Raw genomic sequence first — 18,146 nt, 5'->3', positions numbered from 1 at the left:
TCAGACTACTGCGCCTCGTCAGCGGCTCCGCGGTTACGGCGGCAACGGCTGCCCCGGCGCCGGCGGCGGCAGCAGCGGAATGGTGATCGGCGGCAACCCGGGAATCTCCACCACCGTCGAACCCACCGGTGCCGGCAGGCCCTCCGGCGGCGGTGGCGGTGGCGGCGGGATGCCATTGCTGACCTCGATGGTCACGATCGAGCCGGGAATGGTCTGTCCGCTCGGCGAGGTGCCCACCACCGCTCCGGAGCGGGCGCTGCTGTTGACCCAGTTCGGTTGCTCGGCGACCTGGAACCCGACTTCCTTGAGCCGCTGGCGTGCGGCGTCGACGTCCAGGCCGACGACGCTGGGCACCCGCGAGTTGGGGCCGCCGTCGACGTAACGGGGATCGGTCGGCGGCATGATGACGTCACCGAAGTCGGTGGCGATCGGCTTCATCGCTGCGAACCAGGTCCGGGCCGGCTCGTTGCCGCCGAACAGGTCGCCGTCCCCGCAGTGCCGCAGCGGGAACGAGCACAGGTCCGACGGTGAACTGGAGTCGTCGAAGATGTAGTTGGCCGCCGCGTAGCGGTTGGTGAAGCCCAAAAAACCCGACGACCGGTGGGCCTCGGTGGTACCGGTCTTGCCGGCCATCGGCAGGTCCCAGCCCACCGAACCCGCCGCCGGTGCTGCGGTGCCGCCGCCGGCGATGTCCTTGCCCAGCGCATTGGCCAGCGTGTTGGCCAGGCCTTCGGGAACCACCCGTTCACAGGTCTCGGTGGTGACGGCCACCTCGTTGCCGTTGCGGTCGAAGACCTTGTCGATCGGGTTCGGTGGGCACCAGACACCGCCGGAGGCCAGGGTCGCGGCGACATTGGACAGCTCCAGCGCGTTGACCTCGATCGGGCCCAGCGTGAACGACCCGAGGTTCTGCCGCTTGACGAAGTCGGCCAGGCTCTCGTTGCTGTCCGGGTCGTAGTCGCGGGCGGTACCGGGATCGGCGTAGGAGCGCAGCCCCAGTTTGATCGCCATGTCGACGGTGCGTCCCACCCCGACCTGCGAGATCAGTTTGGCGAACGCGGTGTTGGGCGAGGTGGCCAGTGCGGTGGAGACGTTCATCGGCGACCGGTAGGGCGCGACGTTCACCACGCACCAGGTCTCCTTGGGGCACCCCTTGGCGCCGCCTGAGCCCATGCCCTTGGTCTGGAACCGGCCCGGCACGTCGAGTTCGGCGCTGATGCCCATGCCCATCTCGAGTGCCGCGGCCACCGTGAACGTCTTGAAGATCGACCCGGCGCCGTCACCGACCAGCGAGAACGGTTGCGGGCGCATGGTTTCGCCGATGTCGCCGTTGAGCCCGTAGGTGCGGTTGCTGGCCATCGCCAGCACCGGGTGCGCGTCGGGGCCGGGCTTGATCACGCTCATCACGCTGGCGATGCCCTGCACGTTCGGGTTGGCGAAACTGTCAATCGCCTGCTTGACCGAGCCCTGCACGTCGGGGTCCAGCGTGGTGTGGATGACGTAGCCGCCGCGAGCCACCTGTTCCTTGCTGATGCCGGCGCGAGCCAGGTACTCCTGCACGTAGTCGCAGAAGAACGCCCGGTCGCCGGCCGCGATGCAGCCCCGCGGCAGCTCGTTGGGCTGCGGCAGGATGCCCAGCGGTTCCTCCTTGGCCGCCCGCAGCGCGTCGGCCTGGTCGGGAAGATTCTCGATCATGGTGTCCAGCACCAGGTTCCGCCGCGCCAGCGCGCCCTCCGGATTGGTGTAGGGGTTCAACGCGCTGGTCGACTGCACCATCCCGGCCAGCATCGCCGACTGCTGCCAGTTCAGCTCCGAGGCGTCGACGCCGAAGTAGGTCTGGGCGGCGTCCTGGATGCCGAAGGAGTTGTTGCCGAACGACACCAGGTTCAGGTAGCGGGTCAGGATCTGCGGTTTGGTGAAGGTGCGGTCCAGGGTGAGCGCCATCCGGATCTCGCGGAGCTTGCGCGCCGGGGTGGTCTCGATCGCGGCGCGCTTCTCGGCGTCGGTCTGGGCCAGCACCAGCAGTTGGTAGTTCTTGATGTACTGCTGCTCGAGGGTGGACCCGCCGCGGGTGTCGAGGTCACCGGAGGCATAGCCGGCCAACCCGGTAAGCGTGCCCTTCCAGTCCACGCCGCTGTGTTCGGCGAACCGCTTGTCTTCGATGGAGACGATCGCCAGCTTCATGGTGTCGGCGATCTTGTCGCTGGGAACCTCGAACCGGCGCTGGGAGTACAGCCAGGCGATGGTGTTGCCCTTGGCGTCGACCATCGTCGTCACCGCCGGGACGTCGCCGCCGACCAACTGGGCCGAGCCGTTGGCGACCACGTCGGAGGCGCGGTTGGACATCAGACCGATACCCCCGGCGACCGGGAACAGCAGCGCCGCGAGCAGCACGGCGGCGAGCAAACAACACCCGGCCAGTTTGAGCACGGTTGGGCCGGTCGGGGGACGCTCCGACATGGCTAACACACTAACGCCGGTACCGGGTGAGGCTCACTGAAGTCCCCAGCAGACCCCGACGCCGGGGGTCAGCGCTGGATCCGGGGCCGGTCCGCGGCGCCCGGAAAACGACGAGTCGAGACCGTTCGCAGCGGCCCGGCACCGTGCAGATCATGATCGGACGGCACGGTTGTCCCAAAAAAGTGGGTCTCTACCAGTTGCGCGAATGCCACCTGACCACCTAACTTGGACATCGAGTGCGATTCAGGTAACACTCATGACACGATGTGGCGCAGATCGCAATGGCTGGGTCGACGCTGATATCGAAGGTACTGAATAGGTGGCTGCTGGGGCGGCCGGGACGGAGGATCGTCAGTGTCTCTTACACGGCCAGCGGTTCAAAAGACCAAGCCACCGGCGACACCGGCCTCCCGTACCGTCCTGCGCGGCGTGCAGGACGAGAGCAGGATCGCCTGGGTCTCCAAGGCGCTGTGCCGCAGCGCCGACCCGGATGAGCTGTTCGTACGCGGTGCTGCACAGCGCAAGGCCGCGGTGATCTGCCGACACTGCCCGGTGGTGCTGGAATGCCTGGCCGACGCCCTGGACAACCGGGTCGAGTTCGGCGTGTGGGGCGGCATGACCGAGCGGCAACGGCGGGCGCTGCTCAAGCAGCACCCGGAGGTGACCTCCTGGCGCGACTACTTCGTCGCCCAGCGCAAACAGCGTGACGCCGGGTAAGCGGCGCCGGCTGAAACGCGACTGAGTCTTCTTTGCGTCTACTTCGCCGTCAGCTGGTCGGCGATGGCGCTGAGTGCTTCCAGATCGGAGACGTCGAACGGTAGCGAGGGCACCCCGACGATGGGAACCCGCGGGTTGGCCCGGGTGAAGCGGGACAGCAGCCGGATCTCACGCTTGGCGGTGGCACCGCGTTCGGCGTGAATCCGCAGTACCGCGGTGGCCAGCGCCTTCGCCCCGTCGGAGAGCGACTCGCTCGGGGCCTGTTGCAGCGTTTCGATGCCGTCGATGGCGCGCTCGATGGGCAGCTCGCACAGCATCGGGTGGGTCCGGTTGAGGACCAGTCCCGCCAGCGGCATGTGCTCACCTGCGAGCCGGTCCACGAAGAACGACGCCTCGCGCAGCGCGTCGGGCTCGGCCGCTGACACCACCACGAACTGGGTGCCGCGCCGCTTGAGCAGATCGTAGGTGCGGTCGGCCTTCTCCCGGAACCCACCGAACGTGGCGTCGAGGGACTGAACGAAGTTGGCCGCATCCGAGAGCATCTGCGAGCCGAGCACGGTCGACAGCGCTTTCATTGCCAAGCCGAGCGCACCCGCCACCAGCTTGCCTATGCCGCGCCCGGGACCCAGCAACAGCTTCCACAGCCGGCTGTCCATGAAGCTGCCCAGCCGCTTCGGCGCGTCCAGGAAGTCCAGGGCGTTGCGGGACGGCGGGGTGTCGACCACCACCAGATCCCAGCGGTCCTCGGCGAGCAGCTGGCCGAGCTTCTCCATCGCCATGTACTCCTGCGTGCCCGACAGCGAGGTGGCGACGGTTTGGTAGAACTGGTTGCTCAAAATGGCCTCCGCCCGCTCCGGGCCGGAGTACTGGACCACCATCTCGTCGAAGGTGCGGCGCATGTCGAGCATCATCGCGTGCAGCTCGCCGGGCACCTCCGGTGCCAACGGCACCCGCTGTGGGCTGTTGCCCAGATCGTCGATGCCCAGCGCCTGCGCTAGCCGCCGGGCCGGGTCGATGGTCAACACCACCACGGTGCGGCCGTATTCGGCGGCACGCAGTGCCATCGCGGCGGCGGTGGTGGTCTTGCCGACGCCGCCGGCGCCGCAGCACACCACCACGCGGTTGGCGGTGTCGGCCAGGATGGCGGCCATGTCCAGCGCCGCCGGCTTGCCGGTCGTTTCGGGTGTCATCGAACCCCCTGTCGGCCGAGAATCTCGGATAGCTCATAAAGACTGCCGAGGTCGACCCCGTCGGTGATCGTCGGCAGGTGCAGCCGCGGCACGTCCAACTGCTCCAGCTGCTCGGCCGTCTCCGTCCGGGCGTTGATGCGGGTGGCGTGCTGGATGGTCTCGGTCAGCAGGCCGGCGAAGTCGTCGTCGGACAGCGTGATGCCGGCCGCGGTCAGGCCGGCGCGGACCGCGTCGGCGTCGACGACTCCCTCGGCGGCCTTGGCCAGGTCGTCGGGTTCCAGATGCGCCGGGATGTCGCGGTTGACGATCACGCTGCCGATGGGCAAGTCCAGCTCCCGCAGCTCCTCGATAGCCTCGAGGGTCTCCTGCATCGGCAACGCCTCCAGCAGCGTCACCAGGTGGATCGCGGTCTGATCGGAGTGCAGCAGTTTCACCACGCCGTCGGCCTGCGAGTGCACCGGGCCGCCCTTGGCCAGCTGTGACACCGCTTTGGTGACGTCGAGGAACCGGGCGATCCGGCCGGTCGGCGGCGCGTCCACCACGATCGCGTCGTAGACCGGCTTGTTGTTCTTGTCGGTCTGGATCACGTGGTACTTGATCTTGCCGGTGAGGATGACGTCGCGCAGGCCCGGGGCGATGGTGGTGGCGAATTCGACCGCGCCGACGCGGCGCATGGCCCGGCCGGCGATACCCAGGTTGTAGAACAGGTCGAGGTATTCCAGGAACGCGGCCTCGATGTCCATCGCCAGCGCGTCGACCTGCCCGCCGTCTTCGGCGGTCGCGACCTTGAGCGGGTCAATGGGCAGCGGTGGCACGTCGAACAGTTGCGCAATCCCTTGGCGCTCTTCGACTTCCACCAGTAGTACCCGGCGCCCGCCGGCCGCCAGCGACAACGCCAGCGCGGCGGCCACGGTCGATTTGCCGGTACCGCCCTTACCGGTCACGAAATGGAGCCGGGCCCTCGTCAATCGCGAAGGCCAGCCGATGGGACTCGTGCCTGTCGGCGCCTGCGCGCCGTCCTTCCCCGGTGAGGCTGTCACCACTGCATGCTAACCAAGCGCTTGCCCGGGCTAACGATAAGCTCGCTGCTATGAGCGAACGCACCGCGTGGGAGTACGCCAATGTCCCGCTGATCACGCACGCCACCAAGCAGATTCTCGACCAGTGGGGCGAGGACGGCTGGGAGCTGGTCTCGGTGCTCCCCGGGCCCTCCGGTGAGCAGCTCATCGCCTTCCTGAAGCGCCCGAAATGAGCTGGCGGGGGCGGCTGAGCGAACTCGGGATCGAACTGCCCGAGACGGCCGCACCGTTGGCGGCCTACGTTCCGGCGGTGCGGACCGGCGACCTGGTCTACACCTCCGGTCAACTGCCGATGACCGGCGGCAAGCTGGCCCGCAGCGGCAAGGTCGGCGCCGAGGTCAGTCCCGAGGAGGGGCACGCGCTGGCCCGGATCTGTGCGCTCAACGCGCTGGCCGCCGTGGATGCCCTCGTCGGGCTCGACGCGGTGACCCGGGTGGTCAAGGTGGTCGGGTTCGTGGCCTCCGCACCGACCTTCAACGGGCAGCCCGGCGTGGTCAACGGTGCCTCCGAGCTGCTCGGGGAGGTGTTCGGGGAGGCCGGTGCGCATGCCCGCTCGGCCGTCGGAGTCTCGGCGTTGCCGCTGGACGCGCCGGTCGAAGTCGAGTTGATCGTGGAAATCGGATAGGTGTGTCGCTGAGTCATCCCGCCTACGGTCGGCTGCGACCGGTCACCGAGACCGCGTCGGTGCTGCTGGCCGACAACCCCGGCCTGATGACCCTGGAGGGCACCAACACCTGGGTGCTGCGCGGTCCGCGTAGCGACGAGGTGGTGATCGTCGACCCCGGCCCGGACGACGACGAGCACATCGGCCGGCTCGCCGAGCTCGGCAAGGTCGCGCTGGTGCTGATCAGCCACCGCCACTTCGACCACACCGACGGCATCGACAAGCTGGCCGACGCGCTGGGGGTGCCGGTGTATTCCGCGGGCAGCGGATTCCAGCGCCGGCTCGGCGGCGGCCTGGTCGACGGCCAGGTGATCGAGGCGGCGGGGCTGCGCATCACCGTGTTCGCCACTCCGGGGCACACCGCGGACTCGCTGTCATTCGTGCTCGACGATGCGGTGCTGACCGCCGACACCGTGCTGGGTCGCGGCACCACCGTGATCGACACCGAAGACGGCGATCTGGCGCACTACCTGGACTCACTACACCGGCTGCGCGGCCTGGGCGAGCGCACCGTGTTGCCCGGGCACGGGCCGGAGCTGCCGAACATCGACGCGGTGGCGGCCGGGTATCTGGCGCACCGCGAGCAGCGACTCGATCAGGTGCGCTCGGCGTTGGCGGCGCTGGGCGACGACGCTACTGCACGTCAGGTTGTCGAACACGTCTACACCGACGTCGACGAGGAGTTGTGGGACGCCGCCGAATGGTCGGTGCAGGCCCAACTGGACTTCCTACGGCGTTAGTTTCGCCGCGAGCCTGTTGTTAGCGCGGCCGCTACTCGTACTTTTCCGCGCTAACGACAGCCTCGGCGTAACTAGCGGGCCCGCCGCGCCAGCCGCTCGGAGTCGGAGATCAGCACGCTCTTGCCCTCCAGCCGGATCCAGCCGCGGTGGGCGAAGTCGGCCAGCGCCTTGTTCACCGTCTCCCGCGAGGCCCCCACCAGCTGGGCGATCTCCTCTTGCGTCAGGTCGTGGGTGACCCGCAGGGCGCCGCCCTCCTGGGTGCCGAACCGCTGCGCCAGCTGCAGCAGCTGCTTGGCAACCCGGCCGGGCACGTCGGTAAAGATCAGGTCGGCGAGGTTGTTGTTGGTGCGGCGCAGCCGGCGCGCCAGCACCCGCAGCAGCTGCTCGGCGATCTCGGGCCGGTCGGAGATCCACGACCGCAGCGCGTCGCGGTCCATCGAGACCGCCCGCACCTCGGTGATGGTGGTCGCGCTGGAGGTCCGCGGGCCGGGGTCGAAGATCGACAGCTCGCCGAACATGTCCGACGGTCCCATGATGGTCAGCAGGTTCTCTCGGCCGTCGGGCGACCGCCGGCCGATCTTCACTTTCCCGGAGACGATGATGTACAGCCGATCGCCGGGCTCTCCTTCGGCGAACACCGTGTGTCCGCGCGGAAAGTCCACGGGCTGAAGCTGCTTGGTCAGCGCGGCGACGGCGCTGGGCTCAACTCCCTGGAAGATTCCGGCCCTCGCCAGGATCTCGTCCACGTTGCCCCTTAGATGTTCTTGAATGAAGGTTTGAAACGCGCAGACGCCAGCCTTTACCGGGCCAGCCATCTGAGTCTAGAGCCAAACGTCAAGCGTCGTGCCAACGCTACACACGATTGGCGCGCCGAGTCCGGGGAAACTGCGGATTCGTCGTCTCCACCTGGCTCAACCCGGTCTCAATGCGCTCCAGTCCCACCGCTGCCAGCATCAGCAACGCAGGTATGGCGGTGATCAGCAGCCAGGACACAAGGTGACAGTAAACCCGGGCAAGGTCTCATTGCGGTCACAAATTAGTACCCTGTCGGAGGTGACAGTGGACAAAGCCGCCCGCGCGGCGCGGACGGAGACCCGGATCGGGTTGGTACGGCGTGCTCGCCGAATGAATCGGACTCTGGCGCAGGCCTTTCCGGATGCCCACTGCGAGCTGGACTTCACCACGCCGCTGGAGCTGGCCGTCGCGACGGTGCTGTCGGCCCAATGTACCGACGTGCGGGTGAATCTCACGACGCCGGCGCTGTTCGCCCGCTACCCGTCCGCGCTGGACTACGCGCAGGCCGACCGCACCGAGTTGGAGGAGCTGATCCGGCCCACCGGCTTCTACCGCAACAAGGCCACCTCACTGATCAAGCTGGGGCAGGCGCTGGTCGAACGCCACGACGGGGAACTGCCCGACACCATGGACGAACTGGTGCGGCTGCCCGGGGTGGGCCGCAAGACCGCCAACGTCATCCTGGGCAACGCGTTCGGGATCCCGGGCATCACCGTCGACACCCACTTCGGGCGGCTGGTGCGGCGGTGGGACTGGACCCGCGAGGAGGACCCGGTCAAAGTGGAGCACGCGGTCGGCGAACTGATCGAGCGCAAGGAATGGACGGTGCTGTCCCACCGAGTGATCTTCCACGGCCGGCGGGTCTGTCACTCTCGCAAACCGGCCTGCGGCGTGTGCGTGCTGGCCAGGGACTGCCCCTCATTCGGGCTCGGGCCCACCGATCCGATGGAGGCCGCCGCGCTGGTCCGGGGTCCCGAAACCGAGCATCTGCTGGCCCTGGCCGGGCTGTAGCGGCCTGATGCGGATGCGGCCCATGAGCAGGTCGACCTGGTGGACCCTGGCGGTACTGGCGGTGGCCATCGCGCTGGTCGCCGCGCTGGTGATCGAGCTGCACCGCGAACCGGTCCGGCCGGACCGCGGCGCGCCCGTGCCCGCGCCGGCCCAAGACCTCACCGCCCTGCGGGAGCAAGCCGGCCTGCCGCCGTGCCGAGATGCACCCGACGGGGCCGGCCCGGCGGCGCTGCGCGGCGTCACCCTGGCATGCGCGGCCGACGGCGCGCCTGTCGACGTGGCCGCAATGTTCGCCGGCCGCCGGGTGGTGCTGAACCTGTGGGCCTACTGGTGCCGGCCGTGCCGCGACGAGTTGCCCGCCTTCGCCGAATACCAGCGCCGTGCCGGGCCGGACGTGATGGTGGTGACGGTGCACCAAGACGACAACCAGGCCGCGGGGTTGGCGCTGCTGGCCGAGCTGGGCGTGCGGCTGCCCACGCTGCAGGACGGCCGGCGCCAGCTGGCGGCGGCGTTGCGGGTGCCCAACGTGATGCCCGCGACCGTGGTGCTCGCCGCGGACGGTAGCGTTGCCCGCATCCTGCCGCAGTCCTTCGCCAGCGCCGATGAGATCGCCGCCGCCGTCGGGGGCAGTGGGCGTTGAGGTGCGGCGATGGGGAGCGGGCAGAGGGAGACGCGGTGAACGCTGGCGATTCCCGGTCTCGGGCCCCGGCCTGGCTGCGCCCGCTGGTCGACAACGCCGACAAGATGCCCAACGCCTACCAGCGTCGGCTGCCGGCCGACATCCGCAGAATGGTCACCGCGGCCAACGCCGAAGCCGACATCACCGGACACCAGCGCGACGCCGCGGTGCTGGTGCTGTTCTCCGGTCCGCCTTCGCAGCAGGCCGGTGACATACCGGAATCTGCCGACCTGCTGGTCACGGTGCGGGCCTCGACGCTGCGCCACCACGCCGGCCAGGCCGCGTTCCCGGGCGGGGCGGTCGATCCCGGCGATTCCGGGCCGGTGGCCACCGCGCTGCGGGAGGCCAACGAGGAGACCGGAATCGATCCGCGCCGGGTGCACCCGCTGACGGTGCTGCAAAAGGTCTTCATCGCACCCTCGGGGTTCCAGGTGGTGCCGGTGCTGGCCTACTCGGAGGACCCCGGGCCGGTCGGCGTGGTGGATCCGGCCGAGACGGCGGTGGTGGCACGGGTTCCGCTCCGGGCGTTCATCAACCCCGCGAACCGGTTGATGGTTTACCGTGATGCCCGCAGCAGGCGTTGGGCCATGCCGGCGTTTCGGCTCAACGAGATGCTGGTCTGGGGGTTCACCGCCCAGGTGATCTCGGCGATGTTGGATGTAGCCGGCTGGGCGCAACCCTGGGACGACACCGAGGTGCGTGGCCTGGACGAGGCGATGGCCCTGGTTGGAGGAGAAGGCGGGATATGACGTCGTCGCAGTGGCTGGACATCGCCGTGCTGGCGATCGCCTTCGTTGCCGCAGTGTCCGGCTGGCGCTCCGGCGCGCTCGGCTCGCTGTTGTCGTTCGTCGGCGTGGCGCTCGGCGCGATGGCCGGGGTGCTGCTGGCGCCTCACCTGATCGAGCACGTCGCCGGTGCCCGGCTCAAGCTGTTCGCCGCGCTGTTTCTCATCCTGGCCATGGTCGTCATCGGCGAGGTCGCCGGCGTGGTGCTGGGCCGGGCGGTGCGCGGAGCGATCCGCAGCCCCGGTGTCCGCGGGGTGGATTCGGTCGTCGGCGTGGTGCTGCAGCTGGTCGTGGTGCTGATCGCCGCCTGGCTGCTGGCCACCCCGCTGACCGCCTCCGACCAGCCGAGCCTGGCCGCTGCGGTCAACGACTCGCGGGTGCTGCGCCAGGTCGACGACCTGGCGCCGGGCTGGCTCAAGAACGTGCCGCGACGGCTGTCGGCGGTGCTCGACGACTCCGGGCTGCCCGCCGTGCTGGAACCGTTCAACCGCACACCGATCGCCGCGGTGGACGCGCCTGACCCCGGATTGGCCGCCAGCCCGGTGGTCGAGGCCACTGCGCCGAGTGTGCTGCGGATCCGCGGCGTAGCCCCCAACTGCCAGAAAGTGTTGGAGGGCACCGGTTTCGTGATCTCGCCCAACCGAGTGATGACGAACGCGCACGTGGTGGCCGGGTCGGACAGTGTGTCGGTGGAGAGCGGCACCAAGTCCTACGACGCCACGGTGATCTCCTTCGATCCCAAGGAAGACATCTCGATTCTGGCGGTGCCGGACCTGCCGTTGCCGCCGCTGCCGTTCGCGCCCTCGCCGGCCGAGCCCGACACCGATGCGCTGGTGCTGGGCTATCCCGGCGGTGGGGTCTTTGAGGCCACCCCGGCCCGGGTTCGCGACACGATCAACCTCGAGGGGCCCGACATCTACCGCACCACCACCGTCACCCGCCGGGTCTACACGATCAGAGGAACTGTGCAGCAAGGCAATTCCGGTGGGCCCATGATCGACATGGAGGGCAGGGTGCTCGGCGTGGTGTTCGGTGCGGCGGTTGACGACGCCGACACCGGGTTCGTGATGACCGCCGAGGAGGTGTCGAACCAGCTCGCCCGGATCGGCGACACCGCACCCGTGTCGACCCAGACCTGCGTCGGCGGTGAGTGAGCCGGGTCGGATCGCCGCCCGGCGTGGTTAGCTCGACGACAGGAACCGCATCAGCTGCTCGTTGACCTGATCCGGCGCCTCCTCGTGGGCGAAATGCCCTACGCCGGGCAGGGATACGTACCGGCCATGGGGTGCGTAACGCCGGGTCTTGGCCACCGGATCCGCCAGCACGTAGGGGTCGTCGTCGCCGCGCAGGTGCAGCAGCGGGATGTTCAGTGTCCGAAGATCGAGCGCCTTCATGAATCGCCGGCCCTCCGAACGCAGTTGGCTACGCACCGCCCAGCGCTGGTACTCCAACGCGGAATGTGCTGCCGCCGGGATCTGGATCGCGGTACGCAGGTGACCGATGGTTTCCGAGAAGTCCTCGCTCGCCTGCCAATTCGCGCCGGCCCTGCTGCGCACCAGGCGTTCGATCTCGGCGCCGCCGCGGCGGGTCAGGGTGCGCTCCGGCCAGAACGGCAGCTGGTAGCGCAGCAACCACGGCAGCAGTGCCCGGCCCTGATCGGCGCGGGTCAGCGCCGAGTTGCGCAGTGCCGCCGGATGCGGCGAGCTGACCAGGGCGATGGCGCGCACCAATCGCGGGTGCAGCAGCGCGGTGGCCCAGCACACCAGTCCGCCGTCGGCGTGGCCGACCAGGGTCGCCGACGAGTGCCCCAGGGCGCGGATGAGTCCGGCGGTGTCCCCGGCCAGGGTCCAGCCGTCATAGCCGCGGGGCGGTTTGTCGCTGCCCCCGTAGCCGCGCAGGTCGACCGCGACGACCCGGACGCCGGTGAGCCCCCGCAGCTGGTGACGCCAGGTCCACCAGAACGAGCCGAAACCGTGCAGCAGCATCACCAGTGGCCGTGCCATCGGCGGGCCGTCGGCGGCGTCTTCGCCGGCCGGGATCGCCTCGACGACATGAAAGCGGATGCCGTTGGCGTGGATGTCCTGATGCCGCCACGGCCCGTCGATGCGGGTGATCGACGGATCCGGTGGCGGCACTACCAGCCCGAGGGGTCGGTGGCCGGTTTGCCGTCCGGCGCCTTCAGCGACTGCGGACCCGACGAGTGCAGCCGGTCGGGATCGGGGCGCAGTGCCTCGCGCGTCTCCCGCACCGATTCGATGGTTTGCCGCGGCCCCCGGATGCGCCGGACCCGCAGGAAGCCGAACAACGCCAAGCCCGAGGCGACGGTCAGCATGACCCCGAACACGATCAGGTAGGCGGCCCAGTCCTGAAGCCAGATGTTGAGCACCTCGGCCAGGAAGAAGAAGAAAAAGAAGGTGGAGTAAAACAGCACGACCAAGGCTGCGATGAAGAACACGCTGCCGGTCAGGCCCTTCTTGACATCCCGGGTGATCTCGGCGCGGGCGAGCTCGACCTCGGCGCGCACCAGTGTCGACATCTGCGCCGTCGCGTCTTTGACCAGCTCGCCCAGCGACGGGTCGGCCGGCAGCGCGTGGGGATCCGTCAACGGGATGGTCGCCAAGGTGTTGGGCACCCCGTTGCGGTCCGCCCTGGCGGATCTAACCGAGGCGCGTGACGCCTTCCTGCGATCGGCCTTGCTCACTGGCTGTCCTCCCGTTCGCTGTCGTCGCGGCTTAATGTTGCCATGCGGTAGCAGTCCCCGACGACCCCGGCAAAGCAGCGGCCGAAATGGGCAGGCCCCACGTTAAGCTGTTTTTATACCCACCGGGGGTGGAGCTGATCGACGGGAGAACCGCTGTGCAGATCGCACGCCGCTGGTTGCTGCGCACCATCGCGACGGTGCTGACGTTGGCGTCATGCGTTGCGATGGCCGGCCTTGCCGTGCCGGCCGCACGGGTCGCCGCCGACAACAAGGTGGTGATGGGCGGCGGCGCCGGGCTCGTCGTCGACGGTGACACGATGTGCACGCTGACCTCGATCGGCCATGACAACACCGGTGCGCTGATCGGCTTCACCTCCGCACATTGCGGTGGCCCGGGCGCCAAAGTCGCGGCCGAGGGCTCGGAGTCCAACGGCATTATCGGGTTGATGGTGGCCGGAAACGACAACCTGGACTACGCGGTGATCGAGTTCGACCCGGAGCGGGTGACGCCGGTGTCCAACTTCGGCGGCTTCATCATCGGCGGCATCGGACCAGACCCGTCCTTCGGCCAGATCGCCTGCAAGCAGGGCCGCACCACCGGGAACTCCTGCGGCGTCACCTGGGGTCCGGGCCAGGACCCGGGAACCATCGTCATGCAGGTGTGCGGTCGGCCGGGCGATTCCGGCGGCCCCGTGGTGGTGAACAACATGCTGGTCGGCATGATCCACGGCGCGTTCAGCGAGGCGCTGCCCACCTGCGTGGTCAAGTACATCCCGTTGCACACGCCCGCGGTCGTGGTGTCGATCAACGCGGTGCTGGGCGATATCAACGCCAACAACCGGCCCGGGGCGGGGTTCGTCCCGATCGGCTGATCGGGCCGGCAGGCGATCGCAGCCCCGGCGGGCCGCCGCCTTCAGTCGGCCGACCGGATCGCGTCGAACACGCTGGGGTCCACCAGGGTTGAGGTGTCACCGAGTTCGCGGCCGTCGGCGACGTCGCGCAGCAGTCGCCGCATGATCTTGCCGCTGCGGGTCTTCGGCAACTCCGGGACCACATGGACCTGGTGCGGGCGGGCGATCGGCGAGATCTCCACCGTGACACGCTCGCGCAGCTCGTCGGTGATCGCGCCACCGGCCGTGCTGTGCGAGGCCGCCAGCACCACGAACGCGCAGATCCGTTGCCCGGTCTGCTCATCGAGGGCACCGACCACGGCGGCTTCGGCCACCGCGGCGTGACCGACCAGCGCGGACTCCACCTCGGCGGTGGAGATGCGGTGTCCGGACACGTTCATCACGTCGTCGATACGGCCGAGCACCCAGATGTCTCCGTCGGCGTCATAGCGGGCGCCGTCACCGGCGAAGTACCAGCCCTGCTCGGCGAACCGCGACCAGTAGGTCTCGATGAACCGCTGCTCGTCCCCCCAGATCCCGCGGGCCATCGCCGGCCACGGCGCATCGATCACCAGGTATCCCGACACCGGTTCGCCGCCGGTGTCGTTCGGGGACAACAGATCACCGTGGTCGTCCACGATGCGCGCGGAGATTCCGGGCAGCGGGGTCATCGCGGCGCCCGGTTTGGTCGCGGCCACGCCGGGCAGCGGGCAGATCATCGTCGCTCCGGTCTCGGTCTGCCACCAGGTGTCGACCACCGGCACCGCGTCCCCGCCGATTACCCGGCGATACCAGCGCCAGGCCTCCGGGTTGATCGGCTCACCGACCGACCCCAGCAGCCGCAGACTGGACAGCCGGTGCGCGTCGGGGATGTCGCGACCCCACTTCATGAACGTGCGGATCAGCGTCGGCGCGGTGTAATAGGTTGTCACGCCGTACTTCTCGATGATCTGGAAGTGACGGTGTTGGTCCGGGAAATCCGGCGTGCCCTCGTAGATCACCTCGGTGGCGCCGTTGGCCAGCGGCCCGTACACCGCATACGTGTGGCCGGTGACCCACCCGATGTCCGCGGTGCACCAGAACACGTCGGTGGCCGCCTTCAGGTCGAAAACGCAGTAGTGGGTGTAGGCGGCCTGAGTCAGGTAGCCGCCGCTGCTGTGCACGATGCCCTTCGGCTTGCCCGTCGTCCCCGAGGTGTAGAGCAGGAACAGCGGCTGCTCGGCCTCGAACGCCTCGGGGGAGTGCTCGGGTGATGCGGCGTCGATGACGTCGTGCCACCACAGGTCGCGGTCGGGAGTCCAGGCAACCTCGGCGCCGGTGCGGCGTACCACCAGCACATGCTCGACGGTGCTTGTCGCTTCGGCTGAGCTCAGCGCCTCGTCGACCGCGGGCTTGAGCGGAGCGGGCTGGCCGCGGCGGAACTGACCGTCGGAGGTGATCACCAGTTTCGCCTGCGCGTCGTCGATGCGGGAGCGCAGCGCGTGCGCGGAGTAGCCCGCGAACACCACGGTGTGCAACACCCCCAGCCGGGCACAGGCCAGCATCGCGATGATCGCCTCGGGGATCATCGGCAGATAGATGGCGACCCGATCACCGGCGACCAGGCCAAGGTCGGTCAGCGCATTGGCGGCCCGGCTCACCTCGGCGAGCAGCTCCGCATAGGTGATGGTGCGGGCGTCGCCGGTCGGCTCGCCCTCCCAGTAAATCGCCACCCGGTCGCCGTGACCGGCCGCCACGTGGCGGTCCACGCAGTTGTAGGCGACGTTGAGCCTGCCGTCGGCGAACCACCGGGCGAACGGCGCCCGCGAGTAGTCCAACACCTCGGTGAACGGCGTCGCCCAGTGCAGCCGGTTGGCCTGCTCGGCCCAGAACGCCAGCCGGTCGTGTTCGGCCGCACGGTAGGCCTCGGCGCCGGTGTTGGCCTGAGCGGCGAACTCGGGGGAGGGCGGGTAGGACGACGGCGAGTCTGCGGGGGCGGCGGTGTCAGGGTTCCGGCTCACGGTCAGCAGCCTAACCACCCGCCGGTAGTGTCACAGCCCGTGATCACCGACCCATTGGCCCCGCTGCTCGAATTGCCCGGAGTCGCCGAGGCCAGCGAGAAGGTCCGCGATGAGCTGGCGCGGGCCCACCGGCACAAGACCAACGTGCGGGGGTGGGCGGTCAGTGCCGCCGAGGCCTCGTTGCGGGCGGCCCGGGCGTCGTCGGTGCTCGACGGCGGCCCCACCACCGTGGATGCACGCTCGACCGGTGATCCGGTGTTCGCCGGCGCGCTGCGGGTGGCCCAGGCCCTGGAAGGCGGGGAGACCTCGCTGGTGGAGGTATGGCGGCGGGCCCCGCTGCAGGCGCTGGCCCGGCTGCATGTGTTGGCTGCGGCCGATCTGGTCGACGAAGACCACCTCGGCCGGCCGACGGGCGGCGGCGAGGTCGGGCGCCGGCTGGAGCTGCTGGCCGACCTGGCCGCCGGCGGCACCAGGGCGCCGGCACCGGTGTTCGCCGCGGTGGTGCACGGCGAGCTGTTGACGCTCGCGCCGTTCGGCAGCGCCGACGGTGTGGTCGCTCGGGGCGCGGCCCGGCTGGTGACGATCGCCAGCGGGCTGGACCGGCACGGACTCGGCGTCCCCGAGGTGCACTGGATGCGCAAGGCGGGCGCCTATCGCCGTGCCGCACAGGCTTTCGCCGACGGTTCCACCGAGGGTGTGACGGACTGGCTGCTGTTGTGCTGCGGTGCGCTGCACGCCGGCGCGCTGGATGCGCTGGGGATAGCTGAAGCGGGCGCCAAGCGCTGAATCCCGGGCCGTCGGAGCAAAACGAAGCGGGCGGCGCTCCGATGAAATCGGCTCGCCGCCCGCTAGTACGGTACACGGTTACCAAGCGTCCAACGTGGGTTGCGTGGGTGGCCTCGGCGCTCGTGCGGTGCTCCTCGGCTGCAGCCCCACCCAAAGGGCTGTCGGGACCGATTACGTTCCGCAATTACGCAGGCCCGCAACACTTCTGCCATCTTCGCGGCTGTGGCTCCGCGTGGGTACCGCTATCCGTACTGGGAAGTGCGGCTCGGGAGGTCGATCCTTCTCTTCCGGAGCGACCCTGGCCTTGCCGGCTTCCGTGCCTCCTTTGTACTACGTGACGCACGACACAGCAAGGCCTAATCGCAAACGTCGTCGACGACGTCACCGGATTGTGACCGCGTGCGTTTGCTGGAGTGGGTCAGAACACCCGGTGTCGCAGCAGCGAGTAAGTCAGCGCCCCGGCAACGACAGCGCTGATGCCGACCGCGGCGGTGGTGGCCACCGCGGCGCCGGACGGGGCCGGCAGGCGGTCACGCAGCGACACCGGCCGCGAGAAGGTCAGCACCGGCCAGCCGTTGGCGACCGCCTCCTTGCGCAGCGCGCGGTCGGGGTTGACCGCCGAGGGGTGACCAACGGCCTGCAGCATCGGCAGGTCGGTGATCGAATCCGAATAGGCGTAGCAGTGCTCCAGCGGGTAGCCCTCCCGGGCGGCCAGCTCCCGGATGGCCTGCACCTTGCCCTCGCCGTAGCAGTAGAACGCGATCTCGCCGGTGTACTTGCCGTCGGCGACGACCATGCGGGTCGCCATGGCGTGGGTGGCGCCCAGCGCCCGGGCGATCGGCGCGACGATCTCCTCGCCGGAGGCCGAGACCACCACCACGTCGCGACCGCAGAGCTTGTGATCGGCGATCAACTCGGCCGCCTCGGCGAACACCAGCGGGCTGACGATGTCGTGCATCGTCTCGTTGACGATCGCCTTGACCTGTTCGACGTTCCAGCCGGTGCACATGTTGGTCAGATGGGTCCGCATCCGCTCCATCTGATCGTGGTCGGCCCCGGACAGCAACATCAGGAACTGGGCGTAACTCGACTTGAGCACGGTGCGACGGTTGATCAGCCCCTGGTCCATAAAAGGTTTGCTGAAGGCCAGCGCGCTGGACTTGGCGATGATGGTGTGGTCGAGGTCCAGGAAGGCGGCGGTGCGGGTCCGGCTGCCGGTGTCCCTCGGCGGTCCCTGCGGCTGCGGCTGCCGGGTGTCCGGGTCGGAGGCGATCACGGCTACAGCATAGGTGCGGGGGCTGTCGGAACCGGGGCTATGCCGGAAAGAGCACTTCAGCGGCCGTGCGGTCCCGAGTGTCGCCATTTGGTGACAACACTTGCGCCGGACCGGCATGTCGTGTGTATAGTGTCATCACTCGGCTTATGCTGAGGGTGTATCGGCCCGACCCCCCGGGGTTGATACACGACGACCTCCGCCTCCTCCCCCCCTGGCGGGGGTCGTCTTTTTTAACCGGTCATTCTTCGCTGGAACGAGCTCTGAGCCTTCCTGGAAGTACTGAAATATTGCAATTATGATCCGATTGGTATTGATATTGCGCTGCCTCCTGTCGGGTGGTTCTGCACAGTCGCGGTAACGCTCCACAACTGGC

19 protein-coding genes are annotated in these 18,146 nt (G+C 68.9%); 10 read left to right on the top strand and 9 right to left on the bottom strand.

What is annotated here, in order from left to right:
• Positions 1-33 precede the first annotated feature (33 nt).
• A complete protein-coding gene (gene ponA2 / locus ACAG20_RS11630) occupies positions 34-2,460 on the bottom strand; it encodes a transglycosylase/D,D-transpeptidase PonA2 (protein WP_370492628.1) in 2,427 nt (808 codons plus the stop codon).
• Positions 2,461-2,814: 354 nt separating this feature from the next.
• Here ponA2 and ACAG20_RS11625 point away from each other — a divergent pair, with 354 nt between their 5' ends.
• A complete protein-coding gene (locus tag ACAG20_RS11625) occupies positions 2,815-3,177 on the top strand; it encodes a WhiB family transcriptional regulator (protein ID WP_370492627.1) in 363 nt (120 codons plus the stop codon).
• Positions 3,178-3,215: 38 nt separating this feature from the next.
• On the opposite strand, the gene ACAG20_RS11620 is transcribed toward ACAG20_RS11625, so the two are convergent.
• Complete coding sequence (locus ACAG20_RS11620) at positions 3,216-4,367, bottom strand: ArsA family ATPase (protein ID WP_370492626.1); 1,152 nt, start codon at positions 4,365-4,367, stop codon at positions 3,216-3,218.
• A complete protein-coding gene (locus tag ACAG20_RS11615) occupies positions 4,364-5,407 on the bottom strand; it encodes an ArsA family ATPase (RefSeq protein ID WP_370492625.1) in 1,044 nt (347 codons plus the stop codon). The genes ACAG20_RS11620 and ACAG20_RS11615 overlap by 4 nt, the downstream gene beginning before the upstream one ends.
• 50 nt (positions 5,408-5,457) lie before the next feature.
• Here ACAG20_RS11615 and ACAG20_RS11610 point away from each other — a divergent pair, with 50 nt between their 5' ends.
• From ACAG20_RS11610 to ACAG20_RS11600, 3 genes are read left to right on the top strand one after another with little or no spacing between them, the layout of a single operon-like run.
• The gene (locus ACAG20_RS11610; RefSeq protein WP_013830878.1) at positions 5,458-5,619 is read left to right on the top strand and encodes a hypothetical protein; all 162 of its coding nucleotides are present in this window, start codon (positions 5,458-5,460) and stop codon (positions 5,617-5,619) included.
• Positions 5,616-6,071: a RidA family protein gene (locus ACAG20_RS11605; protein ID WP_370492624.1), complete on the top strand. Its 456-nt coding sequence runs from the start codon at positions 5,616-5,618 to the stop codon at positions 6,069-6,071. The genes ACAG20_RS11610 and ACAG20_RS11605 overlap by 4 nt, the downstream gene beginning before the upstream one ends.
• 2 nt (positions 6,072-6,073) lie before the next feature.
• Complete coding sequence (locus tag ACAG20_RS11600; protein ID WP_370492623.1) at positions 6,074-6,850, top strand: MBL fold metallo-hydrolase; 777 nt, start codon at positions 6,074-6,076, stop codon at positions 6,848-6,850.
• A gap of 71 nt (positions 6,851-6,921) precedes the next feature.
• On the opposite strand, the gene crp is transcribed toward ACAG20_RS11600, so the two are convergent.
• Entirely contained in the window at positions 6,922-7,596 is a 675-nt protein-coding gene (crp, locus tag ACAG20_RS11595) for a cAMP-activated global transcriptional regulator CRP (RefSeq protein WP_013830875.1), read from the bottom strand.
• Positions 7,597-7,702: 106 nt separating this feature from the next.
• Complete coding sequence (locus ACAG20_RS11590) at positions 7,703-7,843, bottom strand: hypothetical protein (RefSeq protein WP_165606145.1); 141 nt, start codon at positions 7,841-7,843, stop codon at positions 7,703-7,705.
• 132 nt (positions 7,844-7,975) lie between these two features.
• Here ACAG20_RS11590 and nth point away from each other — a divergent pair, with 132 nt between their 5' ends.
• From nth to marP, 4 genes are all read left to right on the top strand, one after another.
• Positions 7,976-8,656 (top strand): endonuclease III, encoded by a 681-nt coding sequence (gene nth / locus ACAG20_RS11585; protein WP_370492756.1) that lies wholly within the window; start codon positions 7,976-7,978, stop codon positions 8,654-8,656.
• Positions 8,657-8,678: 22 nt separating this feature from the next.
• Positions 8,679-9,296, top strand: a complete 618-nt coding sequence (locus tag ACAG20_RS11580) for a TlpA family protein disulfide reductase (protein ID WP_370492622.1) — start codon at positions 8,679-8,681, stop codon at positions 9,294-9,296.
• A 104-nt stretch (positions 9,297-9,400) separates the two neighbouring features.
• Positions 9,401-10,084 (top strand): CoA pyrophosphatase, encoded by a 684-nt coding sequence (locus tag ACAG20_RS11575; protein ID WP_234825765.1) that lies wholly within the window; start codon positions 9,401-9,403, stop codon positions 10,082-10,084.
• A complete protein-coding gene (gene marP / locus ACAG20_RS11570; protein WP_112688831.1) occupies positions 10,081-11,274 on the top strand; it encodes an acid resistance serine protease MarP in 1,194 nt (397 codons plus the stop codon). Before ACAG20_RS11575 ends, marP begins: the two co-directional genes overlap by 4 nt.
• 27 nt (positions 11,275-11,301) lie before the next feature.
• On the opposite strand, the gene ACAG20_RS11565 is transcribed toward marP, so the two are convergent.
• Entirely contained in the window at positions 11,302-12,255 is a 954-nt protein-coding gene (locus tag ACAG20_RS11565) for an alpha/beta fold hydrolase (protein ID WP_112688829.1), read from the bottom strand.
• Complete coding sequence (locus ACAG20_RS11560; protein WP_370492621.1) at positions 12,255-12,821, bottom strand: phage holin family protein; 567 nt, start codon at positions 12,819-12,821, stop codon at positions 12,255-12,257. The genes ACAG20_RS11565 and ACAG20_RS11560 overlap by 1 nt, the downstream gene beginning before the upstream one ends.
• Positions 12,822-12,976: 155 nt before the next feature.
• Here ACAG20_RS11560 and ACAG20_RS11555 point away from each other — a divergent pair, with 155 nt between their 5' ends.
• Positions 12,977-13,693 carry a serine protease gene (locus ACAG20_RS11555; protein WP_370492620.1) on the top strand — a complete coding sequence of 239 codons (717 nt, stop codon included), beginning with the start codon at positions 12,977-12,979 and terminating at the stop codon, positions 13,691-13,693.
• A 41-nt stretch (positions 13,694-13,734) separates the two neighbouring features.
• Here the strand turns inward: ACAG20_RS11555 and acs are convergent, their stop codons facing one another.
• Complete coding sequence (acs, locus tag ACAG20_RS11550; protein ID WP_370492619.1) at positions 13,735-15,711, bottom strand: acetate--CoA ligase; 1,977 nt, start codon at positions 15,709-15,711, stop codon at positions 13,735-13,737.
• Positions 15,712-15,750: 39 nt separating this feature from the next.
• On the opposite strand from acs, the gene ACAG20_RS11545 reads away from it, so the two are divergent.
• Positions 15,751-16,497 carry an oxidoreductase gene (locus ACAG20_RS11545; RefSeq protein ID WP_370492618.1) on the top strand — a complete coding sequence of 249 codons (747 nt, stop codon included), beginning with the start codon at positions 15,751-15,753 and terminating at the stop codon, positions 16,495-16,497.
• A 418-nt stretch (positions 16,498-16,915) separates the two neighbouring features.
• Here the strand turns inward: ACAG20_RS11545 and ACAG20_RS11540 are convergent, their stop codons facing one another.
• Complete coding sequence (locus ACAG20_RS11540) at positions 16,916-17,773, bottom strand: HAD-IB family hydrolase (protein WP_112689548.1); 858 nt, start codon at positions 17,771-17,773, stop codon at positions 16,916-16,918.
• Positions 17,774-18,146 lie beyond the last annotated feature (373 nt).

The sequence above is a fragment of the Mycobacterium sp. pW045 genome (genome assembly GCF_041287085.1).
Classification (GTDB): domain Bacteria; phylum Actinomycetota; class Actinomycetes; order Mycobacteriales; family Mycobacteriaceae; genus Mycobacterium; species Mycobacterium algericum_A.
The sequence above is the reverse complement of the archived record's forward strand: the minus strand, read 5'-3'. Positions and strand labels throughout refer to the sequence as shown.